The organism is Amycolatopsis sp. NPDC104819 (genome assembly GCF_055583145.1).
Window position 1 is genome coordinate 153,224 of record NZ_JBVJON010000006.1, and the last position, 23,825, is coordinate 177,048.

24 protein-coding genes are annotated in these 23,825 nt (G+C 70.9%); 6 read left to right on the forward strand and 18 right to left on the reverse strand.

What is annotated here, in order from left to right:
- Window positions 1–711 (reverse strand): TetR/AcrR family transcriptional regulator (locus ACZ63E_RS20105; protein ID WP_465337668.1); only part of this gene is annotated, 711 nt, incomplete at its 3' end.
- Between the two features lie 41 nt (window positions 712–752).
- Here ACZ63E_RS20105 and ACZ63E_RS20110 point away from each other — a divergent pair.
- The gene (locus ACZ63E_RS20110; RefSeq protein ID WP_465337669.1) at window positions 753–1,958 is read left to right on the forward strand and encodes a glycosyltransferase; all 1,206 of its coding nucleotides are present in this window, start codon (window positions 753–755) and stop codon (window positions 1,956–1,958) included.
- Here the strand turns inward: ACZ63E_RS20110 and ACZ63E_RS20115 are convergent.
- The 4 genes from ACZ63E_RS20115 to ACZ63E_RS20130 are packed head-to-tail and all read right to left on the reverse strand — an operon-like array spanning window position 1,945 to window position 5,547.
- Window positions 1,945–3,087 (reverse strand): sulfotransferase family protein, encoded by a 1,143-nt coding sequence (locus ACZ63E_RS20115; protein WP_465337670.1) that lies wholly within the window; start codon window positions 3,085–3,087, stop codon window positions 1,945–1,947. The two genes, ACZ63E_RS20110 and ACZ63E_RS20115, sit on opposite strands and share 14 nt — an antisense overlap.
- Window positions 3,088–3,095: 8 nt before the next feature.
- A complete protein-coding gene (locus ACZ63E_RS20120; RefSeq protein WP_465311221.1) occupies window positions 3,096–3,884 on the reverse strand; it encodes an SDR family oxidoreductase in 789 nt (262 codons plus the stop codon).
- Window positions 3,881–5,071 (reverse strand): hypothetical protein, encoded by a 1,191-nt coding sequence (locus ACZ63E_RS20125; protein ID WP_465337671.1) that lies wholly within the window; start codon window positions 5,069–5,071, stop codon window positions 3,881–3,883. The genes ACZ63E_RS20120 and ACZ63E_RS20125 overlap by 4 nt, the downstream gene beginning before the upstream one ends.
- Window positions 5,068–5,547, reverse strand: coding sequence for a nuclear transport factor 2 family protein (locus tag ACZ63E_RS20130; protein ID WP_465337672.1), 480 nt, complete (start codon window positions 5,545–5,547; stop codon window positions 5,068–5,070). Before ACZ63E_RS20130 ends, ACZ63E_RS20125 begins: the two co-directional genes overlap by 4 nt.
- Before the next feature lie 39 nt (window positions 5,548–5,586).
- On the opposite strand from ACZ63E_RS20130, the gene cysD reads away from it, so the two are divergent.
- Both cysD and cysC read left to right on the forward strand, forming a co-directional pair.
- Entirely contained in the window at window positions 5,587–6,519 is a 933-nt protein-coding gene (gene cysD, locus ACZ63E_RS20135) for a sulfate adenylyltransferase subunit CysD (RefSeq protein WP_465337674.1), read from the forward strand.
- A complete protein-coding gene (gene cysC, locus ACZ63E_RS20140; protein ID WP_465337675.1) occupies window positions 6,519–8,327 on the forward strand; it encodes an adenylyl-sulfate kinase in 1,809 nt (602 codons plus the stop codon). The genes cysD and cysC overlap by 1 nt, the downstream gene beginning before the upstream one ends.
- Here the strand turns inward: cysC and ACZ63E_RS20145 are convergent.
- The 4 genes from ACZ63E_RS20145 to ACZ63E_RS20160 form a co-directional block, all read right to left on the reverse strand.
- Complete coding sequence (locus tag ACZ63E_RS20145; RefSeq protein ID WP_465337676.1) at window positions 8,324–9,034, reverse strand: class I SAM-dependent methyltransferase; 711 nt, start codon at window positions 9,032–9,034, stop codon at window positions 8,324–8,326. The two genes, cysC and ACZ63E_RS20145, sit on opposite strands and share 4 nt — an antisense overlap.
- 19 nt (window positions 9,035–9,053) lie before the next feature.
- Window positions 9,054–9,707: a response regulator gene (locus ACZ63E_RS20150; RefSeq protein WP_465337678.1), complete on the reverse strand. Its 654-nt coding sequence runs from the start codon at window positions 9,705–9,707 to the stop codon at window positions 9,054–9,056.
- On the reverse strand, window positions 9,704–10,921 hold the full coding sequence (locus ACZ63E_RS20155) for a sensor histidine kinase (protein WP_465337679.1): 1,218 nt from the start codon (window positions 10,919–10,921) through the stop codon (window positions 9,704–9,706). The genes ACZ63E_RS20150 and ACZ63E_RS20155 overlap by 4 nt, the downstream gene beginning before the upstream one ends.
- Before the next feature lie 524 nt (window positions 10,922–11,445).
- Entirely contained in the window at window positions 11,446–11,982 is a 537-nt protein-coding gene (locus tag ACZ63E_RS20160; RefSeq protein ID WP_465337680.1) for a snapalysin family zinc-dependent metalloprotease, read from the reverse strand.
- A 168-nt stretch (window positions 11,983–12,150) separates the two neighbouring features.
- Here ACZ63E_RS20160 and ACZ63E_RS20165 point away from each other — a divergent pair, with 168 nt between their 5' ends.
- On the forward strand, window positions 12,151–14,097 hold the full coding sequence (locus ACZ63E_RS20165; RefSeq protein ID WP_465337681.1) for an ABC1 kinase family protein: 1,947 nt from the start codon (window positions 12,151–12,153) through the stop codon (window positions 14,095–14,097).
- Here the strand turns inward: ACZ63E_RS20165 and ACZ63E_RS20170 are convergent.
- Window positions 14,021–14,500, reverse strand: coding sequence for a S26 family signal peptidase (locus ACZ63E_RS20170; protein WP_465337682.1), 480 nt, complete (start codon window positions 14,498–14,500; stop codon window positions 14,021–14,023). The two genes, ACZ63E_RS20165 and ACZ63E_RS20170, sit on opposite strands and share 77 nt — an antisense overlap.
- 29 nt (window positions 14,501–14,529) lie before the next feature.
- Window positions 14,530–14,862, reverse strand: coding sequence for a YnfA family protein (locus ACZ63E_RS20175; protein ID WP_465311211.1), 333 nt, complete (start codon window positions 14,860–14,862; stop codon window positions 14,530–14,532).
- A 17-nt stretch (window positions 14,863–14,879) separates the two neighbouring features.
- Between ACZ63E_RS20175 and ACZ63E_RS20180 the strand changes: the two genes are divergently transcribed.
- Entirely contained in the window at window positions 14,880–15,671 is a 792-nt protein-coding gene (locus ACZ63E_RS20180) for a DUF4184 family protein (protein WP_465337684.1), read from the forward strand.
- Here ACZ63E_RS20180 and ACZ63E_RS20185 read toward each other — a convergent pair.
- The 7 genes from ACZ63E_RS20185 to ACZ63E_RS20215 are packed head-to-tail and all read right to left on the reverse strand — an operon-like array spanning window position 15,661 to window position 22,023.
- Window positions 15,661–16,056: a metal-sulfur cluster assembly factor gene (locus tag ACZ63E_RS20185; protein WP_465311208.1), complete on the reverse strand. Its 396-nt coding sequence runs from the start codon at window positions 16,054–16,056 to the stop codon at window positions 15,661–15,663. The genes ACZ63E_RS20180 and ACZ63E_RS20185 overlap by 11 nt on opposite strands.
- Window positions 16,053–16,502, reverse strand: a complete 450-nt coding sequence (gene sufU / locus ACZ63E_RS20190; protein WP_465311207.1) for a Fe-S cluster assembly sulfur transfer protein SufU — start codon at window positions 16,500–16,502, stop codon at window positions 16,053–16,055. The genes ACZ63E_RS20185 and sufU overlap by 4 nt, the downstream gene beginning before the upstream one ends.
- Window positions 16,499–17,788, reverse strand: a complete 1,290-nt coding sequence (locus ACZ63E_RS20195; protein ID WP_465337686.1) for a cysteine desulfurase — start codon at window positions 17,786–17,788, stop codon at window positions 16,499–16,501. The genes sufU and ACZ63E_RS20195 overlap by 4 nt, the downstream gene beginning before the upstream one ends.
- Window positions 17,789–17,828: 40 nt before the next feature.
- Entirely contained in the window at window positions 17,829–18,599 is a 771-nt protein-coding gene (sufC, locus tag ACZ63E_RS20200; protein WP_465337687.1) for a Fe-S cluster assembly ATPase SufC, read from the reverse strand.
- Between the two features lie 27 nt (window positions 18,600–18,626).
- Window positions 18,627–19,799 (reverse strand): Fe-S cluster assembly protein SufD, encoded by a 1,173-nt coding sequence (gene sufD, locus ACZ63E_RS20205; protein ID WP_465337689.1) that lies wholly within the window; start codon window positions 19,797–19,799, stop codon window positions 18,627–18,629.
- Between the two features lie 2 nt (window positions 19,800–19,801).
- A complete protein-coding gene (gene sufB, locus ACZ63E_RS20210; RefSeq protein ID WP_465311204.1) occupies window positions 19,802–21,250 on the reverse strand; it encodes a Fe-S cluster assembly protein SufB in 1,449 nt (482 codons plus the stop codon).
- Window positions 21,247–22,023, reverse strand: a complete 777-nt coding sequence (locus tag ACZ63E_RS20215; RefSeq protein WP_465311422.1) for a helix-turn-helix transcriptional regulator — start codon at window positions 22,021–22,023, stop codon at window positions 21,247–21,249. The genes sufB and ACZ63E_RS20215 overlap by 4 nt, the downstream gene beginning before the upstream one ends.
- A gap of 177 nt (window positions 22,024–22,200) precedes the next feature.
- On the opposite strand from ACZ63E_RS20215, the gene mptB reads away from it, so the two are divergent.
- Window positions 22,201–23,823, forward strand: a complete 1,623-nt coding sequence (mptB, locus tag ACZ63E_RS20220; RefSeq protein WP_465338088.1) for a polyprenol phosphomannose-dependent alpha 1,6 mannosyltransferase MptB — start codon at window positions 22,201–22,203, stop codon at window positions 23,821–23,823.
- The last annotated feature ends 2 nt before the right edge of the window (window positions 23,824–23,825 follow it).

Here is a 23,825-nt window from a genome sequence, read left to right on the forward strand (position 1 = left end):
CGGGGGGCGTGGTGTGGGGGTCTGGGGGGTGGGAGTGGGGGGTGGGGGGGGGGTGGGGGGTGGTTTTCCCTCCCCCCCCCCCCCCCCCCCCCCCCGACAGCCGGGCATCAGCTGAGCCTGGATCGCCGCGGCCGTCCAGGCCACGTACTCCTCGTGCCCCCAGCCGCACACCCCGGTCAAGTGGTCGTAAGCCTCGTGCGAGGTGAGCAACCCGATCGCGTCGGCCAACCGGCCGCGATCCCCCTCGGGCGCCAACCCCGCTTCCTCCAGCCGCGCCACGATCTCCGTGCGGCGGGCCACCGCCAGCTCCGCGCGCACCGCCGCCACCGCCGGGTCGGCCGCCGCCGCGGTGGTGAACGCCCGCCAGATCGGCAACGACCGGCGTACCCCCGCGGCGACCCGGCCGACCACCTCCGGCAGGTCCGGCAGCTCCGCCGGCCCCACCAGCGCGTCCAGGTTCACCGCGTCCGGGTTGCCCGCGAAGCCGTCGCGGAACGCGGCGAGCAGCAGGTCCGCCTTGCGCCCGGCCTGCGTCACCGTCTCCAGGCTGACCTCGGCCGCCGCGGCGATCTGCCGCATGCTCGTGCCCGCGTACCCGCGCTCGGCGAACAGCCGGCCCGCCGTCGCCACCACGTGCGCCCGGGTGCGGCGGGCCCGGGCCTCGCGCAGCGGCGATTCGTAACGTCGCCGTTCGCCTTCGGGTATCGTCATCATTTGGATAGTACAACGTATCGGTCAATCAAGGGGGAACCATGGCTTCGGTGCTCGTGTGCGTCCAGCCCGCTCGCGGGCACGTCGGGCCGACCAAGCCGATCGTCGAAGCGCTCCGGGCCGCCGGGCACGACGTCACCGTCGTCACCGGAGCGCGCTACCGAGCGACCTTCGAGGCCTTGGGCGCCGAGGTGCGCGTGCTGCCACCGGAAGCCGACTTCGACGAGACCGACCTCGACGGCTCCATCCCCGGCCGCGCCGGCCTGAAGGGCCTCGAGCTCGCCCGGTTCGAGCTGACGAACTTCGTCCGCGTGCTGCCCGCCCAGCTGAGCGTCCTGGACCTCGACGTCGACGTCGTGCTGTGCGACCCGCTCTTCATGGCCGGCCTGGCGCTGGTGCGCCGCGAACCCCGGCCACGGCTGCTGACGCTGGGTTTCCTGCCGTTCATGCCCCCGGTGCCGAGCGGCCCGCCGCCGAAGGGGCCGGCCGACCGCCTTCGCGGCGCGGTCCTCCGGACACTCGCGCCGTGGGTGCTCGGCCCGGCCCAGCGGCAAGCCCGCGAGCTGCTCGGCGAAGACCCCGGCATGCTCTTCACGGACTGGCCGCTGCACAGCGACGGCGTGCTGCAGATGACCTGCCCGGGCTTCGAGTACCCCCGCCCCGGAGCGCCGCTGCACTTCATCGGCCCGACGACGGTCAGCGGCACGGGCGAGCACCCGCTGCCGCCGTGGTGGGCCGACCTGGACGGCTCCCGCCCGGTCGTGCACGTGACCCAGGGGACGGTGGCGAACGACGACCTGGGCCGGCTCGTCGAACCGGCGATCGACGCGCTCGCCGGCGAGGACGTGCTGGTGGTCGCGACGACGTGCGGCGGACGGCTGCGGCCCGGCCCGCTGCCCGAGAACGTCCGGGTGGCCGACTTCCTGCCGTACGACGAGCTGCTCCCCCGCTGCGCCGTGATGCTCGGCAACGGCGGGTACGGCGGCGTCAACCACGCCCTCCGCTACGGCGTGCCGCTCGTCGTGGTCGGTGCCAGCGAGGACAAGCGCGAGGTCGCCGCCCGCGTCACCTGGTCCGGCGCCGGGATCGGCCGCGCCCGCGCCTCGGCGTCACCGCGGGCGATCCGGCGGGACGTCCACTCCGTGCTGACCGAGCCGCGCTACCGGAACCGGGCGCGGGAGCTGGCCGCCGAAATGGCCGCCGGACCGGTGATGGACGACGTCGTCAAGCTGGTCACGGAGTGCTGAAGCGCTCGTCGACCTCCTCGGCCGTCAACCCGAAGTCCGCCAGGCTGTACTTGTGCACCGGTTTCGCGGAACCCGTCCGGCTCTGTTCGTGCACGGCCGTCATGGCCGCCCGCGCCTCCGGGGTCAGCGTCAGTCCGAAGTGGTCGTACACAGTGGACACCGTGCCGACCGGGTCGGCGACGAAGTCCTCGTACGCGACATCGCAGAACTGCGCCGGGTTGTGCCGGGCCCGCGCCGAGCGGAACTCTTCGGCGCCGCGCGCCCACAGCTCCAGCTGGCCGCGGCCGATCACCTCACCGCGGAACTTCGTCGACCAGCCGTCCGCGGCCTTCTCGGCCAGGCTGCACATCGAGCCCATGATGGTGCGCGGCGCGCGGTGGGTCTGGATCACCAGCGCGTCGGGGTAGTTCGCCATCAGGGCGTCCAGCGCGAACAGGTGGCTCGGGTTCTTCAGCACCCAGCGCTTGCCGGCGTCCGGCAGCCCGATCAGCTGCAGGTTGCGCCGGTGCCGCGCGTAGGCGTCCGTCCAGTCCTGTTTGGCCAGCCAGCGCGAGTACCGCGGCAGGTGCGCGAGGCATTCGAACGACAGCGACCGCATCGACTGCCGCAGCAGCTGCCAGCACTCCTCCACCTGGTCGGCGGACATGTGGTGCACGCCCATGAACTCCGGGTGCTCGACGTGGTGGCGTTCGTAGCCGGCCTGGATCCCTTGGAACACCGGGTTTTCCGCCCACGTCGAGCGCGGCGGCCGCGGCTGCGGCACCTCGGCGAGCCACACCTCGAGGCCCTGGTGCGCGGGGTCCTCGACGAGCAGCCGGTGCAGCGCCGTCGTGCCGGTGCGCGGCAGGCCGGTGACGAAGATCGGCCGCTCCACCGGGACGTCCACGGAGGCCGGATGCTGTTTCCAGCCCGTTTCGCTGAGCAGCCGGGCGACGAGCGCGCCGCGCAGCATCGCCCGGTGCACTTTGTTGCCGAACGGCGTCAGCTCTTCGTCGGCCTCGTACGACTCCAGCAGCACCCGCAGGCCTTCGGTGTATTCGTCGCCGCCGAAGTCGTCGAGCCCGGTGAGCTTCGACGCCGAGGCGTGCAGGTCCTCGAACGTGCCCAGGTCGTCCCGTCCGGGGAGCATGGCGCCTCCTAGTGGTGGTACTCGCCGCCGTTGACGTCGAGGCACTGCCCGGTGATCGCGCGCGCCATCGGCGAGGCGAGGAACACCACGGCGTCGGCGATCTCGTCGGGTTCCGGCAGCTTGCGCAGGTCTATTGTGGACGCCGTCTCGGCGTACACCTCTTCCGGCGTGATGCCGCGTTCCTTGGCCAGGTAGTTGAAGTACCACTTGAGATTGGGCGCCCAAATGTAGCCGGGAGCGACGGTGTTGACGCGGATCCCGTCCGGCCCGAGCTCGCTCGCGAGGCTTTGGGACAGCGACAGCAGCGCCGACTTCGCCATCTTGTACGCGCCGAACGTCCGCCGCGAATGCCGCAGCACCGCCGAGTTGATCATCACCAGCGAGCCCTTGCTCTCCTTGAGCGCGGGCAGGAACAGCCGGGTCAGCCGGAGCACGGAGATCCCGGCGGTCTCGAACCCCTTGCGGACGGCGTCGAGGTCCACAGTGGCCAGATCGGTGAGCGGCGGCACGGCGAAAGCGTTGTGCACCACCGCGTCCACCCGGCCGAACGCCTCGACGGCCTCGCTGACGAGGTTCGCGGCCGAGTCCTCGTCGTCGATGTCGGTGCGGACCGCGACGGCTCGCCGTCCGAGATCGGTGACCTCCTTGGCGACTTCGGTGAGCCGCGACTCGGTGCGCGCGGCGACCACGACGTCCGCGCCCGCCATGGCGCTGCGCACCGCGATCGACCGGCCGAGCCCGGGGCCGATGCCCGAGACCACGACCACCTTGCCCTGCAACAGGTTCTCCACGCTCACCCCAGCATCCGGGCGGCGACGGCGTCCTGCCGCGCCGCGATCCGCGCCGACCACTCGGCCGGCGTCACCCGCGCTTCTTCGTGGAACGGCAGCCGGTCGGGCAGCTCGTCCACCTTGACCACCTCGACGACCGGGCCGTCCTCCGGGCCGAGGTCCCGCGCGAGCCGCTGCCAGCGGATCTGGACGTACCCGCGGTCGTGCCCGGTGCGCTCCAGCCAGTTCGCGACACCCGGGTCGCGTTCGCTGATGACGAACCGGATCTTGCCGTCCGGGTCGACCCGCGCCTGGTCGGCGGTGAGGCTGGTCTGGTGGTTGATGTAGTCGAGCGAGACGTACCAGAGGCTGCCGAGCTGGATGCCCTGGTAGGGCGCGTCCGCGCAGCGCGGCACGGTGACGACCATGGCCTCTTCGTCGCCGAGCTCGTAGTGCCCGGCCGAGGAGAACTGCGTGGTCAGCCCGCCCGGCGTCGAGCGCGGCTCGGTCATCGTGTTCACCGGCAGGTTGTCGTAGAACCACTTCGGGAAGGCAAGGAACGTCTTCAGGCGGCTCAGCAGCATCTTGCCGGTGACGCCGTAGCGCTTGGCCAGCGCCGAGCGGTCCGGCACCGGCGGCGCCTGCCCGGCGGTGTCGACGCACTGGATCCGGATTTCACCACGCTTCTCGGTCGCCCAGTCGCTGTGGACCTCGCGGACCACGAGCATCGACGAGCCCTTGCCCAGGACGAAGTAGTTCGGGCCCGGGTCCTCGCGAGCCGGGCCGAAGCGCAGCTCGAACCGGCCGTCTTCGCCGATTTCGATCGCGCGGTCGTCGAACGCGGCGAGACTGTCGGGCACCACGACCGGCGAGTAGTCGCCGTTGAGGACCTGGAAGCTCAGGTCGGCGGTGGTCCCGCGGACGCCGGTGACCAGGTACTCGCGGTCGTCGCGGATGTTCGCGTTGAAGTACAGCGTGTCCGGGTTGTCCAGGCCCATCTTCGTGTAGGGCCCGGTGGACGCGGTGAAGTACGGGTAGTCGCGCTGGTAGGCCCAGGCCATCTGCAGTGACGCGCGGATGCTCCCGGCGAGGTAGTCGTACCCCTCCAGGAGCCCCTGCTCGGTCTGCGCCGGCGGGGCCTCGGCGATCAGCTTCTCGGCCTCCGCGATGGCGTCGGCGAACGCCCGGGTCAACGAGAACTCGTTCTCGATCATGCCGGCACGGCCCAGCGGTTCGCGAGCAGCCGGAAGCCCGGGTTGCCCGCCCACGAGAGCATCGACTCGTAGGTGCGGACGTACCCGATGTGCGTCGTCCGCCAGACCCCGTCGGCCTCGCGGCGGTAGGTGTCCTCGTAGAACGCGGCGCCCTCGATGATCACCTTGTGCTCGGGCACGATGACCTTGTCGGTGAACGCCCAGCGCCCGGTCGCGGTGTCGCCGTCCACCTCGATCTCGGGCTGACCTGCGTGGTGGACGGTGATGATGCCGTTGCCGAGGCTCTCGGTGAGGAACGCGACGATGGCGTCGCGCCCGTCGAAGTGCTTCCCGTCCTCACCGGTCGCGCGGGTCCCGTAGTCGGCCGTGGCGTCGGCGGTGAAGGTGTCGGCCACCTCGTCCCACTGCTTCAGGTCGACCGCGCGGAGGTAGCGGTACTTCAGCCGGCGGATCTCTTCGAGTACGACCAGGTCCATCGTCCCAGGGTCCCGCACCGCTTGACCAATGACAAGAACATGTTCTACTTTTTTCCGGTGTCCGTGACCTCGTACGAGCTCTCGCACCTGGCCGCGCTCGAAGCGGAGGCCGTGCACGTCTTCCGCGAGGTCGCGGCGACCTTCGAGCGCCCCGTCCTGCTCTTCTCCGGCGGCAAGGACTCGGTGGTGATGCTGCACGCCGCCGCGAAGGCGTTCTGGCCGGCGCCGCTCCCCTTCCCGGTGCTGCACGTCGACACCGGCCACAACTTCGACGAAGTGCTCCGCTTCCGCGACGAGACAGTCGCCGCGTTGAACCTCCGGCTGGTCGTCGCGAGCGTGCAGGACGACGTCAACGCCGGGCGCGTCGTCGAGGAGACCGGGCCGCGGGCCAGCCGCAACCGGCTGCAGACGACCACACTCCTGCGGGCGATCCGCGAGGGCGGGTTCGACGCGGTGTTCGGCGGCGCGCGCCGCGACGAGGAGAAGGCCCGCGCGAAGGAGCGCGTCTTCAGCTTCCGCGACGAGCACGGCCAGTGGGACCCGCGGGCGCAACGCCCGGAGCTGTGGAACCTCTACAACGGGCGGCACCGACGTGGTGAGCACATCCGCGTCTTCCCGCTGTCGAACTGGACCGAGCTGGACATCTGGCAGTACATCCGCGACGAGCGGATCGCGCTGCCACCGCTGTACTACGCGCACCGCCGTCCGGTGGTCCAGCGCGACGGCATGCTGCTCGCGGCGACCCGCTTCCTGTCCCTTGTGGACGGCGAGACGCCGTACGAGGCGACCGTGCGGTTCCGGACCGTCGGTGACGCGACGTGCACCGGCTGCGTCGAGTCGTCGGCGGCGACACCGTCCGAAGTGGTCACCGAGGTGGCCGCGACGCGCGTCACCGAACGCGGTGCGACTCGCGCCGACGACCGGATTTCCGAGGCAGGCATGGAAGACCGCAAGCGGGAAGGCTACTTCTGATGCAGCTGCTGCGGATCGCCACGGCGGGCAGCGTCGACGACGGCAAGTCCACTTTGATCGGCCGTCTGCTCTTCGACTCGAAGGCGATCTTCACCGACCAGCTCGCCGCCGTCGAACGGGCAAGCCGCGAGCGCGGTGAGGACTACCCGGACCTCGCGCTGCTCACCGACGGCCTGCGCGCCGAACGCGAGCAGGGCATCACCATCGACGTCGCGCACCGCTACTTCGCCACGCCCAAGCGGAAGTTCATCATCGCCGACACCCCGGGCCACCTGCAGTACACGCGGAACATGGTGACCGGAGCGTCCACTGCGGACCTGGCGCTGATCCTCGTCGACGCACGCAAAGGGGTGCTCGAGCAGTCGCGGCGGCACGCGTTCCTCGCGTCACTGCTCGGGATCGGGCACCTCGTGGTGTGTGTCAACAAGATGGACCTCGTCGGCTGGTCGTCTGCGCGCTTCGAGGAGATCCGCGACGAGTTCCGGCGGTTCGCGATGAAGCTCGACGTCGCCGACCTGACGTTCGTGCCGGTTTCGGCGCTGCACGGCGACAACGTCGTCCACCGCAGCGCGAGTATGCCTTGGTACGAAGGGACTTCGCTGCTGCACCAGCTGGAAGAGGTGCACGTCGCGTCCGACCGCAACCTGATCGACGCCCGGTTCCCGGTGCAGTACGTGATCCGCCGGTCGGACTTCCGCGGCTACGCGGGCACGATCGCCGGCGGGGTGTTCAAGCCGGGTGACGAGGTGGTGGCACTGCCGTCGGGGTTCACCTCGACGGTCCGGGCGGTGTGGGGCCCGGGCGGCACGCCGCTTTCGGAGGCTTTCACCGGCCAGGCGGTGGCGGTGGAGCTGGCCGACGACCTCGATCTCGGCCGCGGCGCGATGCTGTGCCGCCCGGGCAACCGCGCGGAGCAGGCCCGCGACGTCGACGCGCTGGTGTGCTGGTTCTCGCCGCGGTCTTCCCTGGCACCGGGTGCGTCGTACGTCGTCCGCCACACGACGACCGAGACGCGCGGTTCGGTGGAGCGGCTGGAGTACCGCCTGGACGTGACGACGTTGCACCGCTCCCCGGCGGATGCGCTGTCGCTGAACGACATCGGCCGGATCCGCCTGCGCACGCGGGCGCCGTTGCTGTTCGACCCGTACCGCCGCAACCGCGCGACGGGCGGGTTCCTGCTGGTGGACGAGCACACGGGCGACACGGTCGCGGCGGGCATGATCACCGGCGCCCCGGCATCCCCGGTCGTCTGGCACACGGCGGCGGTCCGCCGCGAGGACCGCCCCACCCGCGGCGCGACGGTCTGGCTCACCGGCCTGTCGGCGTCGGGCAAGTCGTCGGTGGCGGTGGAGCTGGAACGCCGTCTGGTGGCGGCCGGCCGCCCGGCATACCTCCTGGACGGCGACAACCTGCGCCACGGGCTGAACGCGGGCCTGGGGTTCAGCCCGGCGGATCGCGCCGAGAACGTCCGCCGGGTGGCCGAGGTGGCGCGCCTGTTCGCGGACGCGGGGGTGGTCGCGATCGCGTCCCTGATCAGCCCGTATGCGTCGGACCGCGCTTCGGCGCGCGAGATCTCCGGGGATCTGCCGTTCGTGGAGATCTTCGTCGACACGCCGCTGGAGGTGTGCGAGGCGCGCGACCCGAAGGGGATGTACGCGAAGGCGCGCGCCGGGGAGATCCAGGGGTTCACGGGCATCGACGCCCCGTACGAGCGGCCGTCGTCGCCGGACCTGGTGCTGCGGCCGACGGACGGCGACCCGGCCACGATGGCGGCGGCGATCCAGGCCCTCCTCGACGACCTCGGCTAGGTGGCCTCGACGACGAAGAACAGGAAGCTCGGGAAGGTGTCGAGTATCTGGAAGTCGTCGGGGAAAAGCTCTCGAGCCTCCGCGACGGGATGAGGCTCGCTGAGGGCACAGATCCGGAACCCGGCAGCGGTGAAGGCGTCGGTCATCGCGTGCAGCGGGCGGTTCCAGAAGGTCATGCGCGCGGTTTCGCCGTGCATCTCGAACTCGTCGGTCCAGGTGTAGTGCTCGAAGTAGTCGGGGCGAGGCCCGGCCTGGCGATGCGTGAGGTTGACCATGAGCGGGTGGTTGACCGACGCGATCAGGCGGCCGCCGGTCTTCAGCACGCGCCGGACTTCCGCGAGCGTCGGCTGCCAGTCCCGCAGGTAGTGCAGCACCAGGGACGCCATGACGTCGTCGAAGACGCCGTCCTCGAACGGCAGCGGTTCGGCCAGGTCGGCGACCCGCAGCTCGGCGTCGGGGCCGAGCCGTCGCCGGGCGTGCTCCAGCATCCCGGCGCTCTGGTCGATCCCGCTCACGACCGCACCCCGCTCCCGCAGGGCGGCGAACAGCGGACCCGAGCCACAGCCGGCGTCGAGGATCCGCCGTCCGGCGACGTCCCCGGCGAGCTCCAGGGCCGCGGGCCGCTCGTAGTAGGCGTTCATGAGGCTGGATTCGTTCTCGGCCGTGTACGCCTCGGCGAAGTTGTCGTATTCGGCGACGGAAGTCATGGACCCCATAGTGCCCGAACTAACCGCCAGGGGTCACGAAGCCCGAGTTGTACGCCCGGATCACCGCCTGCGTCCGATCCCGCGCCCCCAGTTTCGCCAGGACGTTGCCCACGTGGGTCTTCACCGTCTGGACACCCAGGTACAGCTCGCCCGCTATCTCCACATTGGACAGTCCGGCCGCCATCAGCCGCAGCACCTCGCTTTCGCGGCCGGTCAGCCCGGCGCCCGCCAGGCCGTCTCCGGGCACGGCCGGGGCATTCTGGGCCGCCAGGCGGCGGATCGCCGCCGGGAAGAGCAGGGACTCGCCCGTCACGACCGTCCGGATCGCCGCGACGATCTCCTCCGGCCGCGCCCGCTTGAGCAGGAACCCGCTGGCGCCGGCGAGCAGGGCGTCGTACACGTAGTCGTCGTTCTCGAACGTGGTCACCACGATCACCTTCGGCGGTCTGTCCACAGTGGACATCAGGTGCGTCGTGGCCCGGATCCCGTCCACCGCGGGCATCCGGACGTCCATCAGCACGACGTCCGGGCGCAGCCGGGCGACCAGGCCGGGCACCTCCGCGCCGTCGGCGGCCTCGCCCACCACGCTCAGGCCCGGTTCGCTGGTGATGATCGCCTGGAGCCCGGCGCGGATCAGCGGCTCGTCGTCGACCAAGAGCACGCGCACGGTCATTTCCACGGCACCCGCACCACGACCTCCCACCGCTCGTCCACCCGCCCGGCCGACAGCTCGCCGCCGAGCACCGCGGCCCGCTCGGTCATGCCGCGCAGGCCACGGCCGCCGCCGGCGCGGCCCGTGCCGGCGCCCAGCGGGTTCGCCACCCGCGCGACCAGCCCGTGCGCCGCGACGTCGACGACCACCGTCACCGGGACCCTACCGGCGTGGCGGACCGCGTTGGTCAGGCATTCCTGCAGGATCCGGTACACCTCGCGCGACACGACCGGCGGCACGGCGCCCGGCTCGCCGCGGACGTCGGCGGTGACCTCGGTCCCGGCCAGGCGGGTCGTCGCGAGCAGCGTCTCCAGCTCCGTCAACGCCGGCTGCGGCGTCCGGCTCGCGGCCTCCTCACGCAGCAGTCCGAGCACGTGGTCGAGGTCGTCGAGCGCCGTGCGGGCCGACTCCTCGATGGCGCCCAGCGCGCGCTCGGTGAAGTCCGGGTCGGTGCGCAACGTCCGCCGGGCCGCGCCGGCCTGCACGGTGACGACGCTCAGGGCGTGCCCCACCGAGTCGTGCAGCTCCCGGGCCAGCCGGTTGCGCTCGGCGAGCTGTTCGGTCCGCCGCTCCAGCCGGGCGATCCGGTCGGCGGCGGTCATCCCGAGCAACCCGGCCGCGGCCCGGCGCAGCAGCCCGCCGACCACCCAGACGGTGTAGATCAGCAGCACCACGGCGAAGACGAAGACAACCGGGAGCCAGGCCGACGCCCAGCCGGTCGGCACGGTGACCTCGCCGCCTTCGGTGGTCTGGAAGAAGTGCCCGGTGAACACGGCGCTGACGGAAAGGCCGATCATGACCGGCGCGACGAGGCTGAAGAAGCTGACGACAAACCCGGCGACGACATGCAGGACGAACATCGTCGCGGCGTGCAGCCGGCCTTGCCGGGTGTGCGGCTTCGCGGGCGCGTCGGGGACGGGGTCGTCGAGCAGCTCACGGACGGCGGTGGACTCGAGCACGTGCACGGCGGGCAGGAAGGCGGTTCCGGCCAGCACGAGCAGCGTGATCAGCCCCCCGACCACGGCGGCGCGCTCCATGGTGGTGACGAAGGGCAGTAAAGACGGCACGGCGACCGCGGCGAGCAGCAGGTAGGGCACGCTGATGGCACCGCCGAGGACGAGGTAGACCCAGCGGCGGTAGGTCGCCTTGCTCGTCAGGGGGCGGAGTACACGCACGGGTCGATCTTCGCAGGTAGGCGGGGCGAGCGCTTCCCTCTTGAGCGGGAACGGGTGATGGCTCCGGCGGAAGCCGAGGAGGACCCTGCCCGCCGGGTCAGTTCTCCGGCAGGCGGCTGCCGAGACAAATCATCCGCGGCCCGCCTGGAGCGAGTTCGCCGACGCGTCCTGCTCTCTGCAGTCAGAGACCGTCTCCCTCTTGCGGGCGAGACGAAGTCGGGTCTGTACCGCCGGGCTTGGCCGGATCCGCGCAGACGCGGAGTCGCGATGAAGTGAAGGACTCATTCACTTCGCCTGGCGACGGGGAAAGGGCCGTTGGCGACGTTGAGCTGCCGCCCCGGCAGCGCCGTGGGACTTTCCGCGGGCCCTGCGGGATGGGGGCCCAAGAACGCAGCGCCCACCCTCCCGGGGGTCCGGCCCCGCTCCAGCCTATCGGCGCCCCCGGACGAAAACCCGGATCGGCCGCCGTCGACGCCTGGTTGTCCACATCTCGACCGACCTGTGCACAACCAGGCGTCAGCCGGCTAGTAAGCGACCTTCCGCATCTGCGTCGCCGCGAAACCGTTCACCCACAACGACTGCACCTTCGCCGCTTCCGCCGGCGAAGGCTTCGCGTTCTTGCACGCCGTCCCCGGGCCGTGGCCGGACATCAGCTCCGTGCACGGGCCCGTGTAGTGGTCGGGCAGGCCGAGGTTGTGGCCCAGCTCGTGCGCCGCGATGCGGGTCGGGTCGAAGCCCTCGGCCACCTGGCTCGTGTCCAGGTAGATGTCGCCGCGGCCGTGGCCGTTCGTGTTCGTGTACGAGCCGCCGCTGTGGATCTCGTGGAACACGATCGTGGCGCCCGAGCTCCGCTTCACCAGCTTCACGTCGGTGACCGCGGCGTTCCAGTTGGCCGCGCCGCCGTCGATCTGGCTGACGTAGTCCGGGGCGCCCGACGAGGTGTAGTACAGCGTCGTGACCGCGGCCGCCGAGGCGGCTGGTGCCGCCGCGAGGCCCAGGCCCAGCGGTGCCGCGACGGCCGTGGCCAGTGCCACGACCCGGCCGATCACGCGTCCGTTCATCGTGTCTCCTTCGTCCGGTTTAGAGAACACTTCACCGTGGTTCGCGCGATCAGGTTAGAAGTCCACCCGGGGCCGGGCCACGGCCGAAAGTAGTTCCCTCGCGGGAGGGAGGCCGGTCCCGCCGCTGCGTGAGCCGCCCCGCCGCGCCGCCGTGGTCTGCTCTGCGGCGTGGACATCCTGCTGGGCCTGCTGACCCTTCCCCTCTACGCGCTCGTGCTGTGGCCGCTGGTCGTCGCGTCGCGGCGGGTGCTCGGTGTCCGGATCGGCGCCGTCCGCGCGTTGTGCGCCGCCGGGTTCGGCTGGCTGGTCGCCGGCGGGATCGGGCAGGCGTTCCCGCTTTCCCTGCTGCACAACGGTTCTGCGGCAATAGGCCTGTTGATCCCGTTGGCGGGCAGCGCTTTCCTGGCGACGCTGATCTTCCTGTTCGTCGCCGAGATGGCGCTCCCGAGCGGCTTCAGCCCGCTCGGCCGGCTGCGCTCGCTCCGCGCCCGCCTCTCCCGCACCCGCCGGTACTCGCAGATCAGCCGGATCGCCATCAAGCACGGCCTCGGCCGCTACCTCGCCGGCCGCCGCGAACCCGGCCTCCCGCCCGGACGGCACGCCAAGCTCGCCCGCTCCCTGCGCCGGGCGCTGGAGGAGGGCGGCGTGACGTTCGTGAAGCTCGGCCAGCTGCTCTCGACCCGCGCCGACCTGCTGCCCCCGGTCTTCGTCGACGAGCTCGGCAAGCTCCAGGACCAGGTCGCGCCCGCGAAGGCCGACGCCGTGTGGGCGGTGCTGGCCGCCGAGCTCGGCGGCTCGCCCGACGACGTCTTCGCCGAGTTCGACCCCGAACCGCTCGCCGCCGCGTCGGTCGCGCAGGTCTACCGGGCGAAGCTGCGCAGCGGCGAGGAAGTCGTGGTCAAGGTCCAGCGCCCGGGGGTGCGGGAGCAGGCCGAACGCGACGTCGACATCGTCCGCCGCGTCGCCGCCGCGCTGGAGGAACGCGCGGACTGGGCGCGCTCGCTCGGTGTCGCCGAACTCGCCGACGGGTTCGCCCAGGCTCTCGCCGAGGAGCTCGACTTCACCATCGAAGCCCGCAACATCACCGCCGTGGCCGTGGCTTCCGGCCCGGACGTCGTGCTGCCGAAAGTCCACAAGGGACTGTCGACCGACCGCGTGCTCGTGATGTCGAGACTCGTCGGAAAGCCGCTGGAAACCGCACCGGCGCCCGAGCGCAAGCGGCTGGCCCGGACGCTCCTGCGCTGCCTGCTCGACCAGGTGATGATCGGCGGGGTCTTCCACGCCGACCCGCACCCCGGCAACCTCATGCTCCTCGACGACGGCCGCCTCGGCCTGCTCGACTTCGGCTCGGTCGGCCGGCTCGACGCGGGGCTGCGCGGTGGCCTGCAGAACCTGCTGCTGGCCCTGGACCGCGGCGACCCGCCGGGTCTGCGCGACGGGCTCCTGGAGATCGTCGACCGCACCGTCGAGATCGACGAACAGCGGCTCGAACGCGCACTCGGCGCCCTGGTCGCCCGGCACTTCGGGCCCGGCCGCACCCCGGACCTCGACCTGTTCACCGGGCTGTTCCGGGTGGTCGCGGACTTCCGGCTGAGCGTCCCGCCGCCGGTGGCCGCGGTGTTCCGCGCCTTGGCGACGGTCGAAGGCACGCTGGCGACGCTCGATCCCGGGTTCGACGTCGTGGCCGAGTCCCGGGCCTTCGCGGTCGAGCAGGTCGGCGCCCGCCTGCGCCCGGAGTCGGTGCGCACCACCGCGGTCAACGAGCTGATGGCGCTGCTGCCGGTGCTGCGCCGCATCCCCCGCCGCGTCGACCGCGTCGGCGCGGCCCTGGAGGAGGGCCGGCTGTCGGTGAACGTCCGGCTGTTCTCCGACGAGCGCGACCGCGCCGTCGTCACGAGCCTGGTCCACGAAGTCCTGCTGGCGTTCGTGGGCGCGGCGACCGGCCTGATGGCGGTGCTCCTGCTGACCGGTAACGGCGGGCCGCGCATCGCGGAAGGCCTTACGCTGCACCAGGTTTTCGGCTACAACCTGCTGGTGATCAGCGCCCTGGTGGGGCTGCGGCTGCTGTTCGTCGTCTTCCGGCGGTCCGGACCGCGGACACGATCACCCCGGTGAGCCCGACGACAATCGACCCCCGGGCCACGTCCAGGCCCGAGTCGGGCGGGGAGACGCCGGGCAGGCCCGCGTCGGTGAACGCGGTCACCGCGGGCAGCGGGTGCGGGCTGACCACGGTGCCGGTGGCGACCACGAACTTGCTGACCCACAACAGCCGCACGACCCCGCGGAAGCGCGAGTCGTCGGCGTTGCCGCGGTTGTCACCGGCGACGAAGACCGACTCCTGGGGCACCTGGGTCCGGAAGGGGCGGGTGGCGGTCTCGGGCTGCGAGCCCGGGCCGGCGCCGAACAGGCCGACGGCGACACCGAGCACGGTCACGGCCACCAGCACGAAGAACACCGGCGAGCGCCGGCGACGCACGGGCGGAGCCGGTGGCGCGGGCGGGAAGACGGATTCGGTCACAACGATCCATCGGGACACAGTGGACGGTGTTAGCCCGTCCGCGGCGCGTACATGATCACCGCGACGCCCGCCAGGCACAGCAGGGCCCCGATCACGTCGTAGCGGTCGGGGCGGTAACCGTCCGCCACCACGCCCCAGGCCAGGGAGCCCGCCACGAACACGCCGCCGTACGCGGCGAGGATGCGGCCGAAGTGGGCGTCCGGCTGGAGCGTCGCCACGAAGCCGTACACGCCGAGTGCCAGCAGTCCCCCGCCGATCCAGAGCCAGCCGCGGTGTTCGCGGACGCCCTGCCAGACCAGCCATGCGCCGCCGATCTCGCACACCGCCGCCGCGAGGAACAGGAGGATCGAGCGCAGGACCACCTCGGGATACTAACCGGGTGCCGTTCACGCTGAGTCATCCCGCCGCCGTGCTGCCGCTGGCGAGACGGCCGCTCGTGCCCTCCGCGCTCGTTGCCGGGTCCGTCGCGCCGGACATCTTCTGGTTCGTGCCGCGGCTGCCCGGTGTCGGCCTGACCAAGACCCACGAACTCGCCTCGGTCCTCTGGCTCGACCCACTGCTCGCGCTCGCCCTGCTGGCCGTCTTCCACGTGCTCCTGAAGCGGCCGCTGGTGGCGCTGGCACCACGCCCGCTCGCCGAACGGCTCCCCGGCGGTTTCACCTGGAAGCGGCCGGGCTGGATCGCCCTGTCCCTGGTGCTCGGCGCCGCCACGCACGTCGGCTGGGACGCCTTCACCCACGAGCACGACGGGTTCGCCTTCCTGCGGATCCCGCTGGTCACCGGCGTCGACGTCGGACGGCTGATCCAGCTCGTCAGCACGGTCGCCGGGGCCGGGATCCTCGTCTGGTGGCTGGTGCGCTGGTACCGCACGGCGCCCGCCAAACCCGCGCCGCCGTCCACCCGCCACCGCAGGCCGGTGGTGGCGCTGCTCCTCGTCGGAGCGCTGGCCGGCGTGCTGACGAGCGTCCTTCCGTTCCTCGCCCACCACGACCCGATGACCCGCGCCGGCGTGGTCGGCAACACGACCTACCTCGCCGTCACCGGCGCCGGCAGCGGGTTCCTCGCCGCGCTCGTCCTGTACGCGCTGGCCTGGCACGGGCGGTATAGGTCGTTATACACAAAAAGGGCCGCTCCGAAGAGCGGCCCTTCCCGAGCGGATCTCAGACGGTGAAGCCGAGGGCGCGCAGCTGCTCGCGGCCGTCCTCGGTGATCTTCTCCGGGCCCCACGGCGGCATCCAGACCCAGTTGATCCGGAAGTCCTGGACGAGGCCACCGGACGTCAGCGCGGCCGACGTCTGGTCCTCGATGACGTCGGTCAGCGGGCAGGCCGCCGACGTCAGGGTCATGTCGATGGTCGCCGTGTTGTCCTGCTCGACGCGGATGTCGTAGACCAAGCCCAGGTCGACGACGTTGATGCCGAGCTCCGGGTCGACGACGTCGCGCATCGCCTCTTCGACGTCCTCGATCTTGGCGAGGTCGAGGTCCTGCTTCGCGGTGGTCTCGGCGTCGAGGTCGGCGGCGGTGCGCCCCTCACGAGTGGCGGTCTCTTCAGTCATGCGCTCTCAGCTCCACTGGTGGTCCGGGCGACGGCGTCCTTGAAGGCCATCCAGCCGAGGAGGGCGCACTTGACCCGTGCCGGGTACTTGGCGACGCCCGCGAAGGCGATGCCGTCCTCCAGCACTTCCTCGTCCGGTTCGACCTTTCCCTTGCCCTGCATCAGTTCGACGAACGCGTCCATGGTGGTGAACGCTTCCTCGAGGGTGTGCCCCACGACGAGATCCGTCAAGACCGACGTCGACGCCTGGCTGATCGAGCAGCCCTGGCCGTCGTAGGAGACGTCGGCGACCTTCCCGTCGTCGAGCTTGACCCGCAGTGTCACCTCGTCGCCGCAGGTCGGGTTGACCTGGAACGACTCGGCGTCGAACGGGTCACGCAGACCGCGCCCGTGCGGGTTCTTGTAGTGGTCCAGGATGATCTCCTGGTACATGCTTTCCAGGTTCACTGCGCCACCCCGAAGAACTTCTGGGCCTCGCGAACACCCGCTACCAGGGCGTCCACTTCGGACAGCGTGTTGTAGAGGTAGAACGACGCGCGCACGGTCGCCTGCGCGTTGCAGGCCCGGTGCAGCGGCCACGCGCAGTGGTGGCCGACGCGGACGGCGATGCCGAGGCTGTCGAGCACCTGGCCGGCGTCGTGCGGGTGCACGCCGTCGATCACGAACGACACGGTGGCGCCGCGGTCCTTCAGGTCGGTCGGCCCGATGATCCGGACACCCGGGATCGCGCCGATGCCTTCGAGGGCCGCCGCGGCGAGCTCGTGCTCGTGCGCCGCGATGCGGTCCATGCCGACGGCGGAGAGGTAGTCGACGGCCGCGCCGAGGCCGATGGCCTGCGACGTCATCGGGACACCGGCCTCGAACCGCTGCGGCGGCGGCGCGAAGGTGGAGCCCTCCATGCGGACCATCTCGATCATCGACCCGCCGGTGAGGAACGGCGGCATGGCCGACAGCAGCTCGGTGCGTCCATAGAGGACACCGATGCCGGACGGGCCGAGCATCTTGTGGCCGGAGAACACCGCGAAGTCGACACCCAGCGCGTGGAAGTCCACCGGGAAGTGGGGCACCGACTGACAAGCGTCGAGGACAGTCAGCGCGCCGACCGCGCGAGCCTTTTCGACCAGCAGCGACACGGGGTTGACCGTACCGAGCACATTGGACTGGTGCGCGAACGCGACCACCTTGGTGCGCGGCGTGATCAGCTCGTCCACATCGGACAGGTCGAGGCGGCCCTCGGGAGTCACCTTGAACCACTTCAGCGTGGCCCCGGTGCGCTGGCACAGCTGCTGCCAAGGCACGAGGTTCGCGTGGTGCTCCATCTCGGTGATGACGATCTCGTCACCCGGCCCGACCACGAAGCGCGCGGCTTCCGGACCGGCCGTGGCGGCGTTGCTCATCGAGTACGCGACGAGGTTGATGCCCTCGGTCGCGTTCTTGGTGAACACCAGCTCTTCGGGGTCGGCGCCGACGAACTCCGCGATCTTCGCGCGCGCGGACTCGTAGGCGTCGGTGGCCTCTTCGGACAGCTGGTGCGCGCCGCGGTGGACGGCCGCGTTCGACGTGAAGACGTAGTCGCGTTCGGCCTCGAACACCGCGGTCGGCCGTTGGGACGTCGCCCCGGAGTCCAGGTACACCAAGGGTTTCCCGTCGCGGACGGTGCGCGACAGGATGGGGAAGTCGGCCCTGAGGGCCGCCACGTCGAGTGGCAGAGAGCTGGCCGAGGTGGTGGTCATCGGGCCGACTCCTCTCGTTCTCGGTGTAGTACTACGGAAGTCAGAGAGCGGCGGGCTCGGGCTTGCCCACGTACTTGACGTAGCCGTTCTCCTCCAGCTCGTCTGCCAATGCTGTCTGGCCCGACTCGACGATCTTGCCGCCGGCGAAGACGTGCACGAAGTCCGGCGTGATGTGCCGCAGGATCCGCGTGTAGTGCGTGATCAGCATGACGCCGACCTCGCTGGAAGCCTTGTACGCGTTGACACCCTCGGAGACGACGCGCAGCGCGTCGACGTCCAGGCCGGAGTCGGTCTCGTCGAGGATGGCGAACTTCGGCTTGAGCAGCGCCAGCTGCAGGATCTCGTGGCGCTTCTTCTCGCCGCCGGAGAAGCCCTCGTTGACCGAGCGCTCGGCGAACTCCTGCGAGATCTCGAGCTTGCCCATCTCCTCCTTGACCTCCTTGACCCAGTGGCGCAGCTTGGGGGCCTCGCCACGGACCGCGGTGGCCGCGGTGCGGAGGAAGTTGGACATGGAGACGCCGGGGACCTCGACCGGGTACTGCATGGCCAGGAACAGGCCGGCGCGGGCACGCTCGTCGACGCTCATCTCGAGGACGTTCTCGCCGTCGAGCAGCACCTCGCCGGAGGTCACCTGGTACTTCGGGTGACCGGCGATCGCGTAGGACAGGGTGGACTTGCCGGAGCCGTTGGGGCCCATGATCGCGTGGGTCTCGCCCGACTTGATCGTCAGGTTCACGCCCTTGAGGATCTCCTTGGCGCCTTCGTCGGTGTCGACCGAGGCGTGCAGGTCCTTGATTTCCAGGGTAGCCATTTCTTCGTTTCCTAAGTCAGAGAGCGGTCAGGCGCCAACGGCTTCGAGCTCGGCCTCGATCGCGGCTTCGAGGCGCTCGCGCACCTCGGGGACGTCGATCTTCACCAGGATCTCGTGGAAGAACCCGCGCACGACCAGACGGCGAGCGGCTTCTTCGGCGATCCCGCGCGACTGGAGGTAGAACAACTGCTCGTCGTCGAACCTTCCCGTCGCGCTCGCGTGGCCGGCGCCTTCGATCTCGCCGGTCTCGATCTCGAGGTTCGGCACGGAGTCCGCGCGCGCACCCGGCGTGAGCACCAGGTTGCGGTTGAACTCGTAGGTGTCGGTCGACTCGGCCGCGGCGCGGATCAGCACGTCGCCGATCCACACCGTGTGCGCGCCCTCGCCCTGCAGCGCGCCCTTGTAGCCCACGCGCGACTTGCAGTTCGGCACCGCGTGGTCGACGAAGAGGCGGTGCTCCTGGTGCTGGCCGCCGTCGGCGAAGTAGACGCCGAGCATGTCGACGTCGCCGCCCTTGTCGGTGAAGGTCGCCGTCGGCGAGACGCGGACCAGGTCACCGCCCAGGGTGATGACCGTGTGCCGCAGCGCGGCGTCGCGGCCCAGCTTCAGGTGCTGCTCGGAGACGTGCACCGCGTCGTCGGCCCAGTCCTGGACGCTGACCACGGTGACCTTGGCGCCGTCGCCGATGACGAACTCGACGTTGTCGGCGTAGGTGCCGGAGCCGACGTGGTCGAGGACGACGACGGCTTCGGCGAACGCCTCGGCGCGGACCTGCAGGTGCCCGTAGGCCACCTTGTCCACACCCGGGCCGTGGATGCGCAGCACCGACGGCTTGGACGCCTTCGTCTCCTTCGGCACCGTCACGACGGTGGCCTGGGTGAACGAGGAGTACGCCTGGGCGGCGATCCGGTCGCTCGGGATACCCGCGGCGCCCAGCCGCGAGTCGTCGCGGCCGACGGTCTCGATGGTGAGCTCGGGGGCGGCGTCGGCTTCCAGCGTGATCTCGCCGGTGGCGACCGCGGACCCGTCGTGCAGGCCACGCAGCCGCTTCATCGGCGTGAAGCGCCAGTTCTCCTCACGGCCGCCCGGAACCTCGAAGGCCTCGACGTCGTAGGAGGTGAAGCGCTCCGCGCGGGACGCGGCCGGGATGACCGCGCCCTCGCGAAGCGACTCCGAAACGTTGTTCTCGGTAACCGACATGACTAGCCGACGGACCCTTCCATCTGGAGCTCGATCAGGCGGTTCAGCTCGAGCGCGTACTCCATCGGCAGCTCACGCGCGATCGGCTCGACGAACCCGCGCACGATCATCGCCATCGCCTCGGCCTCGTCGAGGCCGCGCGACATCAGGTAGAACAGCTGCTCTTCGCTGACCTTGGACACCGTGGCCTCGTGGCCCATGGACACCTCGTCGTTGCGGATGTCCACGTACGGGTAGGTGTCCGAGCGCGAGATCGTGTCGACCAGCAGGGCGTCGCAGACCACGCTGGAGCGCGAGTGGTGCGCCCGCTTCGCCACGCGGACCAGGCCGCGGTAGGAGGTGCGGCCGCCGCCGCGCGCCACCGACTTCGACACGATCGTCGAGGAGGTGTACGGCGCGAGGTGCTCCATCTTGGCGCCCGCGTCCTGGTGCTGGCCCTCGCCCGCGAACGCGACCGAGAGGACCTCACCCTTGGCGTGCTCGCCCATGAGGAAGACCGACGGGTACTTCATGGTCACCTTGGAACCGATGTTGCCGTCGATCCATTCCATGGTCGCGCCCTCTTCGCACTTGGCGCGCTTGGTGACCAGGTTGTAGACGTTGTTCGACCAGTTCTGGATGGTCGTGTAGCGGCAGCGGGCGCCCTTCTTGACGATGATCTCCACGACCGCCGAGTGCAGCGAGTCGGACTGGTAGATCGGCGCCGTGCAACCCTCGACGTAGTGCACGTACGCACCTTCGTCGACGATGATCAGGGTGCGCTCGAACTGGCCCATGTTCTCGGTGTTGATCCGGAAGTAGGCCTGCAGCGGGATGTCCACGTGCACGCCCTTCGGCACGTAGATGAACGAGCCGCCGGACCAGACCGCCGTGTTCAGCGCGGAGAACTTGTTGTCGCCGGCCGGGATGACCGAGCCGAAGTACTCCTCGAACAGCTCCGGCTGCTCCTTGAGCGCCGTGTCCGTGTCCAGGAAGAGCACGCCCTGCTTCTCGAGGTCCTCGCGGATCGAGTGGTAGACGACCTCGGACTCGTACTGGGCGGCGACACCGGCGACGAGGCGCTGCTTCTCCGCCTCGGGGATGCCGAGCTTGTCGTACGTGTTCTTGATGTCCTCGGGCAGGTCTTCCCAGCTCGCAGCCTGCTTCTCGCTGGAGCGGACGAAGTACTTGATGTTGTCGAAGTCGATCCCGGAGAGGTCGGCCCCCCAGTTGGGCATGGGCTTCTTCTCGAAGAGCTTGAGCGCCTTCAGTCGCGCTTCGCGCATCCACTCCGGCTCGGACTTCTTCCCGGAGATGTCGGTGACGACATCCTCGTTCAGCCCGCGACGGGCGCTGGCGCCCGCCTCGTCGGAGTCGGCCCAGCCGAACGCGTACTTGCCAAGGGACTCGATGGTCTCTTCCTGGCTCAGTGGCGCGGTGGTGGGAGTGCGCTGCTCGGCAGCGGCAGTCATGCGGGTTTCCCTCCATTCGGGATCCGTGCTTCGCGCCCAGAGGGCACCGTGCTTCCCGGCTCGGGATGGGCCGGGTTACCCGTCGTGACGGGCACGTGCGTGGTGCACGCGGAGTCACCGCGTGCGATGGTCGCCAGCCGCTGGACGTGGGTGCCCAGCAGCTTCGCGAACGCCTCCGTCTCGGCCTCGCACAGCTGCGGGAACTCCGCGGCCACGTGGGCGACCGGACAGTGGTGCTGACAGAGCTGCGCTCCGACCGTCTGGCCCGGTGCCGGAGCACCGACCTGACGGGTCGACGCAGCGTAGCCCTCCCTGGTCAGAGCGGTCGCCAGGGCCTCCGCGCGTGCCGCCGGATCACTCGATCCAGTGATCGCCGGGCGGTGGGGCTCGACCAGCGAGGCGACGCGGCGCTCGGCGAAGGCGCGTACGGCGTCTTCACCGGCGTGCTCGGCGAGGAAACGGATGGCGGAGACGGCCAGGTCGTCGTAGGCGTGCCCGAAGCGGGCGCGGCCGGACTCGGTCAGCAGGAAGAGCTTGGCCGGACGGCCCCGGCCGCGGGGGCCACGCCGGGGCGCGTCCCTCGTCTCGGCTTCGCCATCCGAAAGAAGCGCGTCGAGGTGCCGGCGGACGGCGGCCGGGCTGATCCCGAGCTGCTCCGCGACCACTACAGCGGTCATGGGACCCTGTTCCAGGAGCAGCCGCGCGACCTCGTGCCGGGTCTTGCCCTCGGCGCTGACCTGCGACGGAACGTGCGGGAGTGCGGCGCGGGGCATGTCGCCGCCCGCCTGCTCACCCGCCTCCGTCTTTTTCACAACACAAGTGTGTCTTATTTCCCGGCGGTCGGCAAAGGCGGGGTGCCGGGCAGTGACCCGACTCACTCCGGGGCGGACCGATACCCTGCACGCGTGGCTGTGGGTGAACATCCTGCGCGGCAGGAGCGGGAAACGGACGTGCGCACCGAGGGTGCCCACGCGGTGACGCTTTCGCCCATCCGCCCGCTGGAGCCGCTCCCCCTCGAAGCCGACGAGCAGCGCGGGCTGAACGTCGTCCGCCGGTTCGGCACGGTCGGCTCGCTCTTCCTCGCCCTCGGCTCGCTCGGCGCCGGCGCCGCCCCGGTGATCAACCCGGTGCAGGAGATCCCGGTGCTGCGGCTGTTCACCCGCATCCCGACGGTGTCGCTGGCCATCGCCATCTCCGGCATGGGCATCCTGGTGCTGAGCTGGCTGATGCTCGGCAAGTTCGCCCGGCCCGACCGCGCCCGGCTCGCGTCGCAGGGCCAGCTGGCACGCACCATCGCGCTCTGGGTGCTGCCGCTGCTGGTCATCCCGCCACTGTTCTCCCGCGACGTCTACAGCTACCTCGCGCAGAGCGAGATCGTGCACCGCGGCATGGACCCGTACGTCCTCGGCCCGGCGCAGGCGCTCGGCGTCGCCGACCCCTACACCGCGGGCGTGTCGAACATGTGGCGCGAGACACCGGCGCCGTACGGGCCGCTGGTCCTGCGCCTCGGCGGCTGGCTCGCCCCGCTCGCCGGCAACAGCATCGCGGTCGGCGTGCTGCTGCAGCGCGTGCTCGCGCTCGCGGGTGTGGTGCTCATCGTCTGGGCCCTGCCGCGGCTGGCCCGCCGGTTCGGCGTCCAGCCCGCGACCGCGCTGTGGCTCGGCGCCCTGAACCCGCTGCTGATCTTCCACTTCGTCGCCGGCGCCCACAACGACGCGCTCGCCGTCGGCCTGATGCTCGCCGGGCTGGAGGTGGGCATCAGGCGGCTGCCGATCCGGGTGAAGGGCGACACACCCCCGCCACTGGCGCGGGGCGAGCTCCTCTACATCGGGCTGGGCGTGGCGATCATCACCCTCGGCGTCGCGGTGAAGGTGCCCGCGGTGTTCGCGCTGCCGTTCTTCGCGGTGATGGTCGCGCGCCGCTGGCACGGCCGGCTGAAGGACCTGTTCCTGGCCGGGGCGCCGATGGCGGCGTGGTTCGGCGTGGTGCTGGCCGCCGTCTGCTTCGGCTCCGGGCTCGGCTTCGGCTGGGTCGGCGCGACGTTCAACACACCCGGCCTCGTCCGCGCGTGGATCTCCCCCACCGCCGAGCTGGCCAACCTCTCCGGTGTCCTCGGCATCGCGCTCGGGCTGGGCAACCACACCAACGCCCTGGTGCCGATCCTCGGCGCGCTGGGCTACCTCGTCGCCGTCGCCATCACCGTCAAGTTCCTCTGGGACAGCTTCAAGTGGCGCTACCGGCCCATCATCGGGCTCGGCGTCTCCCTGGGCGCGGTGATGATCCTGCAGATCAACCTGCAGCCCTGGTACGTGCTGTGGGCGGTGATCCCGCTCGCCGCGGCCGCCGGGACGTCCCGGTTCCGGGTGGCCGCGACGGTGCTGTCCGCGGCCCTGCCGTTCCTGCTGCCGCCGACCGGCAGCACCTTCGACGGCCGGCCGTACGTGCTGCCGTTCGCCTACGTCGCGGCGATCGTCGTGTGCGGCGCGGGAATGCTGATCGTGCGGCGGCTGGCTCCCGTGTTGCTGTCCAGGCCGTCCCCGCGGCTGCCCGCGCATGCCGACGCCGTATCGTGACC